This window comes from Aeromonas sp. QDB18 (genome assembly GCF_027705325.1).
GTDB lineage: Bacteria > Pseudomonadota > Gammaproteobacteria > Enterobacterales > Aeromonadaceae > Aeromonas > Aeromonas caviae.
In genome coordinates, this window is record NZ_JAPDBQ010000019.1 from 1 (window position 1) to 12706 (window position 12706).

General features: G+C 61.1%; 12 protein-coding genes and 1 other annotated feature. Of the genes, 3 read left to right on the forward strand and 9 right to left on the reverse strand.

The features are described from left to right. Positions 1-431: 431 nt before the first annotated feature. The 6 genes from OKC30_RS05125 to OKC30_RS05150 form a co-directional block, all read right to left on the reverse strand. The gene (locus tag OKC30_RS05125) at positions 432-698 is read right to left on the reverse strand and encodes a hypothetical protein (protein ID WP_010673592.1); all 267 of its coding nucleotides are present in this window, start codon (positions 696-698) and stop codon (positions 432-434) included. A gap of 496 nt (positions 699-1194) precedes the next feature. Continuing rightward, positions 1195-1617: a YybH family protein gene (locus OKC30_RS05130; protein WP_270667807.1), complete on the reverse strand. Its 423-nt coding sequence runs from the start codon at positions 1615-1617 to the stop codon at positions 1195-1197. 124 nt (positions 1618-1741) lie between these two features. Further along, entirely contained in the window at positions 1742-3016 is a 1275-nt protein-coding gene (gene thrC, locus OKC30_RS05135; protein WP_104454503.1) for a threonine synthase, read from the reverse strand. After that, a complete protein-coding gene (gene thrB, locus OKC30_RS05140; protein ID WP_010673589.1) occupies positions 3013-3993 on the reverse strand; it encodes a homoserine kinase in 981 nt (326 codons plus the stop codon). The genes thrC and thrB overlap by 4 nt, the downstream gene beginning before the upstream one ends. A 13-nt stretch (positions 3994-4006) precedes the next feature. Beyond that, a complete protein-coding gene (gene thrA / locus OKC30_RS05145; RefSeq protein ID WP_216944492.1) occupies positions 4007-6466 on the reverse strand; it encodes a bifunctional aspartate kinase/homoserine dehydrogenase I in 2460 nt (819 codons plus the stop codon). 57 nt (positions 6467-6523) lie between these two features. Further along, positions 6524-6657: a sequence feature (Thr leader region), on the reverse strand. A gap of 69 nt (positions 6658-6726) precedes the next feature. Further along, positions 6727-7434 (reverse strand): tRNA/rRNA methyltransferase, encoded by a 708-nt coding sequence (locus OKC30_RS05150; protein ID WP_039039357.1) that lies wholly within the window; start codon positions 7432-7434, stop codon positions 6727-6729. A gap of 195 nt (positions 7435-7629) precedes the next feature. Here OKC30_RS05150 and aceK point away from each other — a divergent pair, with 195 nt between their 5' ends. Next, positions 7630-9357, forward strand: coding sequence for a bifunctional isocitrate dehydrogenase kinase/phosphatase (gene aceK / locus OKC30_RS05155; RefSeq protein ID WP_104454506.1), 1728 nt, complete (start codon positions 7630-7632; stop codon positions 9355-9357). Between the two features lie 102 nt (positions 9358-9459). Here aceK and OKC30_RS05160 read toward each other — a convergent pair whose 3' ends face one another. Next, positions 9460-9849: an META domain-containing protein gene (locus tag OKC30_RS05160; protein WP_039039356.1), complete on the reverse strand. Its 390-nt coding sequence runs from the start codon at positions 9847-9849 to the stop codon at positions 9460-9462. A gap of 166 nt (positions 9850-10015) precedes the next feature. On the opposite strand from OKC30_RS05160, the gene OKC30_RS05165 reads away from it, so the two are divergent. Continuing rightward, positions 10016-10492 (forward strand): hypothetical protein, encoded by a 477-nt coding sequence (locus OKC30_RS05165; protein ID WP_270667814.1) that lies wholly within the window; start codon positions 10016-10018, stop codon positions 10490-10492. A 3-nt stretch (positions 10493-10495) separates the two neighbouring features. On the opposite strand, the gene OKC30_RS05170 is transcribed toward OKC30_RS05165, so the two are convergent. After that, positions 10496-10975: a putative 4-hydroxy-4-methyl-2-oxoglutarate aldolase gene (locus OKC30_RS05170; RefSeq protein ID WP_048208766.1), complete on the reverse strand. Its 480-nt coding sequence runs from the start codon at positions 10973-10975 to the stop codon at positions 10496-10498. A 107-nt stretch (positions 10976-11082) separates the two neighbouring features. Continuing rightward, a complete protein-coding gene (locus OKC30_RS05175; RefSeq protein WP_082180751.1) occupies positions 11083-11481 on the reverse strand; it encodes a DUF3293 domain-containing protein in 399 nt (132 codons plus the stop codon). Positions 11482-11866: 385 nt separating this feature from the next. Here OKC30_RS05175 and arcA point away from each other — a divergent pair, with 385 nt between their 5' ends. Continuing rightward, positions 11867-12586, forward strand: a complete 720-nt coding sequence (gene arcA, locus OKC30_RS05180) for a two-component system response regulator ArcA (protein ID WP_010673581.1) — start codon at positions 11867-11869, stop codon at positions 12584-12586. The last annotated feature ends 120 nt before the right edge of the window (positions 12587-12706 follow it).

The following is a 12706-nucleotide window of genomic DNA, read 5'->3' on the forward strand; positions in this document are numbered from 1 at the left end:
TTCACTGTCGGCGAAGGTGAGCTGATGACTCATGATGAACCCTTTTTCATGGCTCCAGATGACAAACATGATCTCATGTCAGGGACTTGTTCGCACCTTCCCTAGGACACCCACCTTTCTGAGCCAGCCATTGCTTAGCTGGCTATCTCTCTCATCACACACAGTTCCTCCAAGAACCCGCTAGAGATCGGGCAAGCAAGCGATTTTTACTTGGCGGGCCGAGTGTTCAGACGTTGTAATGCCTGACACCAAACAAATGCCAAGGGAGTAAAACGGGATCTATCGGATTAACAAGGTGGCTGATGGCATCGCCGCTGACCACAGTGCCGGGCGAATTGCTGGCAAAAAGGTGGGAGTCCCAATTTGGAAGTCCAAAAACCATCCCGCCCGGGATGGTTTTTTATTGGATGGCTCGCAAAGCGAGGGCCCTCTTACCACCGCCCCTGGGGTGGCTGCTGGTTGCGCGACTCCACCATGGCGATCAGGATAGCCATCAGGCTCGATATCAGCATCAGTCCCATGGCGATGGGAAACGTCACCAGGATGTAAGAGAAACGCCCGATCTCTGCCGCTGGAGAGTCCGATAGCATGATCATTGGCAGGGGGAAGACCAATAACAGGGCCAGGTAAAACATGATCCTGGCGATCATCAGGGGGGTTTTGAGGGACTGGGTCACTATTTTTCGGTACGGCCACATGATGGTTTGCTCCCTGCACTGTGGTGTTGTTGTTGTCGATAAGCCGCGCCGTCGAGGCATCTGCGGCTCTGCTCGTCCATGAACGGTGTCAAGCAGTACCCTGATTAGCAGCCACGGCAGACCGGGTCAACGGGCCACGGAGGGCCGGAAATGACCCACAGACAGGGTTGTGCTGCCAGGGGCGAACATAACAACCAGAGTGCAAACCAGATTCGTAAAAACGTCGCAGCAATCACTGTCAGCACACTTTCTTCCAGCAGGTTGTGAGGCACAACCAAAACGGGGAGTTGCGCCGTGGGCTGCGCTGTGATGCCCCCTCCCAGGCAGAGCGGTGCCCTGCGTGCGGCTCGGGTTCCCCGGCCTGGATGGCTTGGCTCTTGCTACTCAATCTGGCTACTCAATCTGACTAACCGGTCTGGCAGCACGGCCTTGATGCTGAGCCTTGATTACGCACGCTATACACGCACTCTGGCTGCACCGAGCCAGTGTGACTGCGCTAGTCGGTTGCAGGCCGATCGCCGGGCTGCTGCGCCCCCAGCAGCGTGGTGCCGTAGGAGTTGTCCACCGTGCAGCGCCACTGCCCGCCGGGCTCTTTGCGAAACACATAAGTGGCGCGCCGGGTCTCGTCGATCCACCCCTCCCCGACCGGGTAGCGCAGCCGGGTCTCCATGATCACCAGGGCATTGTCTGCCCCCTCGATCACCTCCATGGCCCCCTGGGTCACCTCAAGCTGACCGTCAAAGTAATCGGAGATGGCAGTGAAGGCGCGGCGGATGGCGGGAATGCCGCGCACTACCATGCCGGGTTTGACCACCAGGGCGGCGTCTTCGGCGTAGAAGGCCATCAGGGCGTCGAAGTCGCGCCGGGAGATGGCGGCGTCACAGGTCTCGATCAGGGTGCGCAGGGGATGCGGGCTCATGCCGTGCTCCTTGTTTCAGGGGGATCTGGGCGGGCTACCCGCCCAATACCGGACATCAATACCGGACATAAAAAATCCCCCGCTCTCGCGAAAAAGCGGGGGATCGTCAGCGTCTCATGACGGCTTAACCGAGCAGGAAGGCCTTGAGGCGGCCAAAGTCAGCGGGCAGATCGTGAGACAGGAGCGGCAGCGCGGCGTGCTTGGCGAGCGGGCCCGGCAGCGGTACATCCAGATTCAGGATCTCGTCTACCGACTCCTTGAACTTGGCCGGATGGGCGGTGCAGAGGAACACACCGACCTCGTCTTGCCCAAGCTGCTCGTTCAGCAGATCCCAGGCAATCGCCCCGTGGGGCTCGCACAGGTAATCCAGCTGATGCAGGCGCTGCAACGCATCCCGGGTCTGGGCATCGTCGCGCATCCCTGAGCCCAAGGTTTCCAGCGCCCAGCCCTTGCGACGGCACAGCTCTTCCACGCGCGGCCAGTTGTTGGGGCGGCTCACGTCCATGGCGTTCGACAGGGTCGCGACTGTCTGGTGCGGCTCCCACTGGCCGGTTTTCAGGTAGCGCGGCACGGTGTCGTTGGCGTTGGTGGCGGCGATAAAGCGCTTCACCGGCAGCCCCAGCGCCTTGGCGATGAGACCCGCGGTGAGGTTGCCAAAGTTGCCGGACGGCACGCTGATGACCGCCTTGGCGCGATCGGCTTTCGGCAACTGGGCCACGGCTTCGAAGTAGTAGCAAACCTGGGCCAGCAGGCGGCTGATGTTGATGGAGTTGGCGGAGTTGAGGCCGATGGCGGTCTTGAGCCCTTCATCGTCGAAGGCATCTTTGACCAGCGCCTGGCAGGCATCGAAGTCACCGTCGATGGCGAGGGTGCGGATGTTGCCGCCGAGGGTGCAGAAGAGCGCCTCCTGCAAGGGGCTTATCTTGCCCTTGGGGTAGAGGATCACCACTTCAATCCCCTCCAGGCCGTAGAAGGCGTGGGCCACGGCGGCGCCGGTGTCGCCGGAGGTGGCGGTGAGAATGGTGATCTTGTCATTGGTTCTGAACGCAGCCAGACACTGGGCCATGAAGCGGCCGCCGAAATCCTTGAACGCCAGGGTCGGGCCGTGGAACAGCTCGAGGGCATAGGTGCCATCTTTGAGCTTCACCAGGGGCGCCGGGAAGGTGAAAGCAGCATCGATAAGCTCGCTCACCTTGGCAGCCGGTACTTCGTCACCCAGCAGGTGGCTCAGGATGCGGGCCGAGCGCTCGGCCAGCGGCAGATCCAGCAGGGCATCCACGTCGGCCAGCGGCTCCAGGGTCTCTGGGAAGAACAGCCCCTGCTCGCGGCCCAGACCCTGACGCACCGCCTGCGCGAAGCTCACCTGTTCACTCTTGTCCTTGATGTTGTAAAGATTCATAGCTCGCTTCCTGTTACCCGTGCCCCGGCCATGTCCAGTTTGCAGACCCGGGCAAATCCATCTTCATTGCGCACGAAGTGCGCTTCCATCCACTCTTTCATGCGTTCGGCCTGGGCCAGATCCTTCATCACCACGAACACGGTGGGACCGGACCCCGAGATGCCGGTGGCCAGCGCCCCGTTCTGGGCCCCCTGGGCCCGCACCTCGTTGAAGCCTTCAATCAGGGCCGCGCGATAAGGCTCGGCGATCACGTCTTTCAGGACGCTGGCGGCCAGCCCTTCCTGGCGGCTGTAGCTGGCATGCACGAAGGCGGCAAGTCGGCGGCCATAGGTGAGGCAGTCCTGGCGACGATACTGGGCCGGCAGGATGGCGCGGGCGGCGGCGGTGGAGACCACGGTGCCCGGGTAGCAGACCACCCAGTACCACTCGTCAAACACCGGGATGCCCTGGCTGATGACGCCCCCCTCCTCCAGCACCAGCTGCATGCCGCCCAGATAACAGGGCGCCACGTTGTCGTAATGGACGGAGCCGGAGATCTTCCCTTCCATCTCCCCCATCAGCAGCAGCAGGTCGTGTTCATTCAGGGGCGCACCGTGGAAGGCGTTGAGTCCTTCCAGCGCCGCCACCACGCTGCAGGCGCTCGATCCCAGGCCCGAGCCCACCGGCAGGTTCTTCTCCAGCACCATTTCCAGCGGCTTGAGACCCAGGCCGCGCTTCTCAAGCGCCTCGCCATAGGCGACCCAGCAGTCGTGGAGGATGTTCTTTTTCGGGTCGTCCGGCAACTTGTGGGCGTAACGGCCAACGGAGGAGAGAGCGAAAGGCACCTCTGCCGATTTGACCTGGACGCGGTCACCCAGCAGGGAGCCATCCACGGGGGCGAGCGCCGCCCCCAGGACGTCAAAGCCCACGCTCAGGTTGGCGCTGGAGGCCGGGGCATAGGCCACCACGCTGCCGCCGATTTCTACATTCGGGTTCATCTCTGAACTCATGTTACAGCTCCTGCTTCCAGTTCTGGGTGCGCAGCACGTCGGCGAAGACACCGGCGGCGGTCACTTCGGTCCCTGCGCCATAGCCGCGCAGTACCAGGGGGATGGGCTGGTAATAGGTGGAGAAGAAGGCGAGCGCGTTCTCCCCGTCTTTTACCTTGAACAGGGGCTCGTCACCACCCACCGCCTTGATGGCCACCTTGCACTTGCCACCCTCGATGGAGCCGACGTAGCGCAGCACCTTGCCTTCACGCTGGGCCGCCGCGAACTGGTCGCGGAACCAGCCGTCGGCCTCGGGCAGGCGGGCCATGAAGGCTTCCACGTCGCCGCTCACATCAAAGCCCGGCGGCAGTGCCTGCTCCACCTCCACATCGGAGAGCTCCAGCGCCATGCCGGCCTCGCGGGCCAGGATCAGGAGCTTGCGAGCCACGTCCATGCCATTCAGGTCATCGCGGGGATCCGGCTCGGTGAAGCCGTTGCCGCGGGCGATCTGGGTAGCCTCAGAGAAGGCCATCCCCTCGTCCAGCTTGCCGAAGATGAAGGAGAGCGACCCGGACAGGATGCCGTCGAAGGCACGCAGCTTGTCACCGGCCTTGATGAGGTTTTGCAGGTTCTCGATGACCGGCAGGCCTGCGCCCACGTTGGTCTCGTACAGGAACTTGCGGCGGGTCTGACGGGCGGTGCGACGCAGCGCCTTGTAGTAATCCAGCGACCCGGTGTTGGCCTTCTTGTTCGGGGTGACCACGTGGAAACCGGCCCCCAGGAAATCGGCGTACTGGACGGCCACGGCTTCGCTCGAGGTGCAATCGACGATCACCGGGTTGATGAGGTGGCTCTCTTCCACCAGCTTCTTCACCGCCTCCAGGCTGAAACTGCCTTGTGCTTCCACCAGCTGTTCACGCCAGTTGGCGAGGGCCAGACCATCCTTGTTGACCGCCATCTGACGGCTGTTGGCGATGCCGACCACCCGCAGACCGGTGCCCTGCTCGGCCAGTACCGGCTGCTGGCGGGCAATCTGATCCACCAGGGCCGCACCGACGCCACCCACCCCGACCACGAAGAGATCGATGAACTGCTGGCTGCCAAAGAAGTTCTGGTGGCACGCCTTGATGGCTTCCGCCACCTTGCCGGAGCGCACGACCGCGGAGATGGAGCGCTCGCTCGACCCTTGCGCGATGGCGACGATGTTGATGGAGGCCTGGGCCAGGGAGGTGAAGAAGCGCGCCGCCATCCCCTTGGAGGTACGCATGCCATCGCCGATGAGGGAGATGATGGCCAGATCGGTCATGATCTCGAGCGGGTCCAGCAACTGGTTCTTGAACTCCAGCTCGAACTCGCGCTCCAGCACCTTGCGGGTCTTGTCGCTGTCGTAGCTGTGGATACAGAAGCTGACGCTGTACTCGGAGGACGACTGGGTGATCAGCACGATGCTGACCCCGGCGCGGGAGACGGCGGAGAAGATGCGACCGGCCATGCCCACCATGCCCTTCATGCCGGGACCGGAGACGTTGAACATGCACATGCCGGAGAGATCCGAGATGGCCTTCACCTTCAGATCGTCATCCCCCTGATCGACCCCGATGAGGGTACCCGGACCCTGGGGGTTGAAGCTGTTCTTGATGAGGCAGGGAATGTGGAACTGGGCCACGGGGGCGATGGTCTTCGGGTGCAGCACCTTGGCACCGAAGTAGGAGAGCTCCATCGCCTCTTTATAGGAGAGGGTTTTGAGCAGGTAGGCGTCCGGTACCAGGCGAGGGTCGCAGTTGTAGCAGCCCTCCACGTCGGTCCAGATCTCGCAGCACTCGGCATCGACGCAGGCGGCCAAGACGGCGGCGGAATAGTCGGAGCCGTTGCGGCCCAGCAGCACGGTCTCGCCCTTGTCGCTGCCACCGGTGAAGCCCGGCATCAGGTAGAGACAGTCAGAGCGCAGGCCCTTGGCGGCGAAGCGCACCCGGGAGGCTTCGATGTCCACATGGGCTTCGAGGTAGCCGCCATCGGTGACCAGCAACTGCTCGGGCACGATGAGATCCAGCTCGAGGCCGCGCACCCGCAAGAGCTCGTGCATGAAGGCGATGGAGAGGTTCTCGCCACGGCTCAGGATGCGGGCCTGGACGTTGTCCGGGCACAGCCCCAGCAGACGGATACCCTGCATCAGCCGCTCGACCTGATCCAGCTCGGCGGTGAGACGGGTCTGCAGCGCCTTGTCATCCAGCGCAGGATAGGCGGCCTTCAAGCCGGCCAGCAGGCGGGAGAAGATGCCGTTGATCTCGAACAGGGTACTGCTTGCATCCATGCCGCGACTGGTCTGTTCCACCAGGGCGACCAGGTGATTGGTCACCTTGGCCGGTGCCGACAGCACCAGGGCCACCTGGGATTGGCCGTGGGTATTCACCGCGATATCGGCAACCCGCAAGAAACGCTCTGCGTCGGCCAGTGACGACCCGCCAAATTTCAACACTCTCATCGCTATCTCCCTGTATTCCCTGCAAATTGATCTGCTAATTGGTCTAAAAACAATCCAACAAAAAAGGCCCGTACTGGGTGGGTACGGGCCTTTTTCTGATTTCTGTGCTTGTTCGTCAGCGCATCAACCGGCCCCAGTGCCACCTGTGGTGGTACCGGTAATAATGGTGGTGGTGATGATGTTGGTGAATAGCTGCATGACGAACACTCTTGAACGAATCTGGTTGTTAGCAATACCGCGCCCGGCGAGGGGCTGTCAACCTAAACCTCCTTGCCAAACTTGCGGGCAAGGTCTTTGCAGAGCAGATGGAGCATATTGAGATCCCGCTGCGGCAGCATGGGCACTCGGTCCATCACCCATTGATGCAGTTTTTCATCCTGCGAAACTCCGAGTTCACCAAGCAATTCTGCTGTTTTTGATTTCAGCACGCGAACCTGCCCGGCACTCTCGAAATTTTCTGCTACGTCCTGCTCGTCGCTCACTTTCTGGTCATCGAGCAGCGGACTCAGCTCATAGGCATACAGCATGATCGCCTGACCCAGGTTCAGGGACGGGTATGAGACCTTGAGAGGCAGGTAGCTGATGAGATCCACCTGGGCGAGCTGTTCGTTGGAGAGTCCGGACTCCTCGCAGCCAAACACGATGGCCACCTTCTCGAGGGAGGGCTTGGCCCTGATCTGGTCGCGAATGTCCGCCGGGGTGAGGTAGTGCTGGTAGCGGCCGCGCTGCCGGGCGGTGGTGGCGACCACCAGATCCATGTCCGCCAGGGCCTCTTCCAGGGTGTCGAAGGCTTGCGCATCCGTCAGGATCTCCTGCGCCCCGTGGGCAACCCAGCTCGCCTCCTCCTCTTCGTGCACCCGGCTCCCCACCAGTCGCATGGCATCGAAGCCCATGGTCTTCATGGCGCGGGCAGCAGCCCCCACGTTGGCGGCACGGGCCGGCGACACCAGCACAAAATAGAGTTTCATCGGGTTCTCTCCAGGATGGGGCCGACGCCGCGAACTGCGGCGAACCGTCGGCAAAACAGGGGCGCAATCTACCGTTTATCCCGAAATATTGCCACTTGAACAGATGTTTGGATGTTGCCATAGTGGCCTTGGACGCGAGTCCGCCGCCTCAGGGCACTGACGCCATGGGCCCGACAGATCACAAGGAAGAGAGAGATGCAGCAGCCATTGGAGCAGGCGGTCGCCGAGACGATCCTGCAACGTTTTGAGTCGTTTTACAGCCGCTTTCTCGAGATAACCCAGGGCAGCAAGAGCCGTTTCGAGAACAGCGACTGGCTGGGGGTGCAGCTCGCCGGTCGAGAGCGCATCCGCCTCTATGATCACCATGTCGGCGCCACCACGGCGCAGATCAAACAGATGATGGGGGAGCAGCTGCCGACCCAGGCCCTGCTCAAGCAGGTGAAAGGCGCCTTCAGCGATCTCCTGCCCCGCTGCGAGAACTTCGAGGTGGCGGAGTCTTTCTTCAATTCCGTCTATCGCCGCATCTTCCGCCATCGCAACATCCGCGACGAGAACCTTTATATTCACCCCTTCGTGAGCCGGGGCGACAAGCCTGACCTGGGATCCTTGCTGCGTATCTATCGCACCGATCTCTCCCACCTGCCCCAGACCCTGAGCCAGCTGCTCGGGGATTACAGCTTCACCCTCCCTTTCGAAGACAAGCAGCGGGACATCATGGACATCCACCGCCATCTGGCAGAGAGCGGCCCGGCCATCCTGCACGAGGAGCCCTTCGCCATCGAGCTGCTCAGGGAGGTGTTCTATCGCAACAAGGGAGCCTATCTGGTGGGGCTCATCCGGGTGAAGGGCGAAGTCTATCCCTTCATCCTGCCCTTGCTCAGCACCGGTCAGAGCATCTATGTGGACACCGTCATCTTCGAGCCGGAGCTGGCCTCCATCGTGTTCGGCTTCGCCCGCGCCTACTTCATGGTCTATGCCCCGGTACCGGCGCTCTTTGTGGCCTTCCTTCGCCAGATCATGCCCCGCAAGCCGGACTATGAAATCTACAACGCCATCGGCTGCCAGAAGCACGGCAAGACCGAGCTCTATCGCCACTACCAGCAGCACCTGGCCCAGAGCCGGGAGCAGTTCGTCATCGCGCCCGGCATCAAGGGGATGGTGATGAGCGTGTTCACCCTCCCCTCCTACGATGTGGTGTTCAAGGTGATAAAAGACGAGTTCACCCCGCCCAAGGAGGTGAGCCACGAGCAAGTGAAGGAGAAATACCGGCTGGTAAAACAGCACGATAGAGTGGGCCGCATGGCAGATACCCAGGAGTTCACCAACTTCGAGTTTCCCCTCGATCGCATCTCGCCGGAGCTGTTGGCCGAGCTCAAGGCGGTGGCCCCCTCTGCGCTTACCCTCACCGCCGACAAGCTGGTGATCAAACACCTCTACACCGAGCGCAAGATGATCCCCCTGAACCTCTATCTGGATCAGGCGGACGAACAGCAGACCCGCCTCGCCCTGGAGGAGTACGGCAACGCCATCCGCCAGCTCGCGGCGGCCAACATCTTCCCCGGCGACATGCTGTTCAAGAACTTCGGGGTGACTCGCCACGGCCGGGTGGTCTTCTATGACTACGACGAGATCTGCTATATGACGGAGTGCAACTTCCGCCAGATCCCGCCGCCCCGCTACCCGGAGGACGAGTGGAGCGCCGAACCCTGGTATTCGGTGGCACCCAACGACATCTTCCCGGAGGAGTTCGCCACCTTCCTGCTGCAAAAACCCCAGGTGCGGGAGATCATGATGCAGTTGCACAAGGAGCTCTTCGACGCCAACTACTGGAAGATGCTGCAGAGCAACATCAAGGAGGGGATGTTCGAGGATGTCTATCCCTACCGGCGCAAGAAGCGGTTTCGCTTCCAGCGAGGGGGATGACCCGGCATCAGGCACAAAAAGGGACGCCATGGAGCCCCTTTTCACATTCTCCTGCACGCTGGCGCAGGGGTCGCCTGCGACAGCCTTTGACGAGATCCCGGCTTATTTCACGGCGTCAAAGGTCAGCAAGGTGGCCTTGTCGGCATCCTTGAGCACCAGCTGTTTGCCGCTGATCTGGAAGCTCGCCACCTTCTCCAGGGTCTGCAGGTAGTTCATCTCCTTGCCGGCCAGATCCCCCGCACACATCATGCGCGTCGAACCCATGGCGCCCAGCGTCAACACGCCGTCACCCTGCTCTGTGATGCCGCCAAAGTAGCGGTTGCAGCCGCCCTTGCCCGCCACCTTGTCACCGGCGACCTGCAGGGTGAAGGTATCACCGCTCGCCCCTTGCAGTTGCCAGGTCGATGCCTGCAATTGTGCCAGCGTGGAACCCGTAGTCATGGCGCAGCCTCCCAGGGCCAGAGCGGCCAGCAGGATCAGTTTGTTGTTCATCAGTTCACCTCGTGATGGAGCGTGTCGTAACGACACGGAGTGAGGGGCCTGTGTACCATGACTGCGGCGTCAATCAAAACTCTTTTATTGTGATCGGGGTTCCCTTTACTCCCCGCTGGCATGTGCCATGCTTGTAGTCCTGTTCGGACCCAGGGAGGGGAAACGAATGGTCAAGTCTCTCGTCATCGCCATGGCATCCAGCCTCGTCTTTTCGGCTCAGGCCGCCGACTGGAGTTTTCTCCAGACCGAATCGGACAACCCGCTCTACGTCAAAAGCTATTCCGGCGTACTGCTCGGCAACCAGAGCCACCTTGGCGACAACTTCGACCTCTGGCTCATCAATACCGGCTATCAATACCCGCTTCAGGATGACATCAGCCTCTACATGGAGGCCGGCCCCGCCATCGGCCGCCAAAGCGGGCAGGCCGGGTTCAATATCAGCTCTGGGGTGCGCTATCGCCTCTCCCCGTCACTCAACATCGGCAGCCAGCTCAAGCAACTGGAGGTGAGCAAGGCCAGCACCCTGGTTGAGCTCAACAGCAGCCTGCTGGTGACACCCTCCCTGGCCATCACCGCCAATTACGGACTCAGTGCCTTCAGCACGGAACACTTTCTCACTCTGGGCGTGGGCTTCAACTTCTGAGGTTCAGAGGAGCCTGGCGCCGCTCACCAGCACACCGTTGAGGTCGGCGTAGACATAGTCGCCGGGCGCTATGGTCACACCGGCAAAAGAGACCACGGTGTCCAGCGTGCCCAGGCCCCGTTTTTCGGTCTTGACCGGGCAGGGGGCCAGGGCCTTGACCCCCAGCGCCAGGGTCGCCAGCGTCCCCACATCCCGCACGGCACCATTGATGAGGATCCCCTCCCACCCCTGCTCCACCGCCTTGATGGCCAGCTGATCCCCGAGCAGCGCCCGACGCAGGGAGCCGCCCCCGTCGATCACCATCACCTTGCCATGGCCGGGACGATTGACCAGATCACGCACCAGGCTGTTGTCTTCAAAGCAGGAGAGGGTCACGGCCTCGCCGTAAAACAGCGCCTTGCCACCATAGTCCTGAAACAGGGGGTCAGCGATCCTAAGGGCATCGCCATGTTCATCGCAAAGGTCGGGCAGCAGGTCCAGCATGATCATCATCCTTCCATGGAGTGAAATGTGTCCGCTCATTCTTTCATCATGTCGGGGCGCTGACAATCCACCGGCCGGGTGCCCTGTGCGGATGGCGGGGGGCCATGTCAGCCCGAAGGCCTGAGCCGCCAGCGGGACGCAAGCGCCCCCAGATGACAGGGCGGCCCTTCCAGCAACACGGGCACCAGCCAGAGCTCTCCTTCACGCACCCAATAGAGGGCATTCTGGCCAAATCGGGCGGCCAGCCGGATCGCCTCTGGCAGCGAAAGCGGCAACAACAGCGACGCCTCCTGCCAGCGCTCATCCTCATCGCTCCCCCAGACCTCTCCCATGACGGGACACTCACCCACTTGCCGGACAAGGGCTCGCTGGCGACGGGCATTGCGGCGCAGCCCCACCCACCGGCTGGCCGGGTTCCAGGCCGTGACAATGGCATAGGCTGGGCAGCTGGGAGGCGCAAAGGGGGCGATGAAGCACACTTTTCTGTAGTTTTCCCACAAAGTCATGTCAACCACATGTTACATCCCATTACATTTATTAAGGGCGAAAAAGCGGGTCAGCCCAAGTATGATGCAGCGAACTCGGGGATTGACTTATATCAAAGCTGAGTTAAAAAGTTGCTATCTGACGGCAAAGAGTGTTGTTATGCGCCTGTTAACTGATAAAATGCAGCAACTTTTGTAATGGACTACCTCTCCGGGCTTCTCTTGTTCAGACTTGTTGAGAGCCCATGTACGGCACAGGGATGCTTGCCGACATAGTTACCAAATTCGCGATGATTCGACCTGATATTCATACCCAGGATGACGTAATAAATTTTCAGGACCGGTCGGATAACGCCAAAGAGTGTTAAAATTTCGATAATTAACTGATAAGAATCTGGGAATACTCATGCAAACACCACATATTCTGATCGTCGAAGACGAGCTGGTCACCCGCAACACCCTCAAGAGCATCTTCGAAGCCGAAGGCTACATCGTGCTGGAAGCCAACAACGGTGACGAGATGCACCAGGCCCTGACCAGCCACACCATCAACCTGGTGATCATGGACATCAACCTGCCGGGCAAGAACGGCCTGCTGCTGGCGCGCGAGCTGCGTGAAGACGACAACATCGCCCTGATGTTCCTGACTGGTCGCGACAACGAAGTGGACAAGATCCTGGGGCTGGAGATCGGTGCAGATGACTACATCACCAAGCCGTTCAATCCCCGTGAACTGACCATCCGTGCCCGCAACCTGCTGAGTCGCACCATGAACGTGGCCGCCGGTGGCGAAGAGAAGAAGCTGGTGGAACGTTATCTGTTCAATGGCTGGGCCCTGGACATCAACAGCCGCGCCCTGGTCAGCCCGGCTGGCGACATGTTCAAGCTGCCCCGCTCCGAGTTCCGCGCTATGCTGCACTTCTGCGAGAACCCGGGCCAGATCCAGACCCGTGCCGAGCTGCTCAAGAAGATGACGGGCCGCGAACTCAAGCCCCACGACCGCACCGTGGACGTGACCATCCGCCGTATTCGCAAGCACTTCGAGAGCGTGGGCGACACCCCGGAGATCATCGCCACCATCCATGGCGAAGGCTATCGCTTCTGCGGCGAGCTGGAGCAGGAGTAATCCTCCCCACTCCCGTGTTGAAAAGGCGCCCTGTGGCGCCTTTTCCATGTCTGCGCCTTTCAGCTTGGCCGCTCTGGCACTCTCGCCGGCATCAAAAAACAGACAACAAAAAGCCCACTC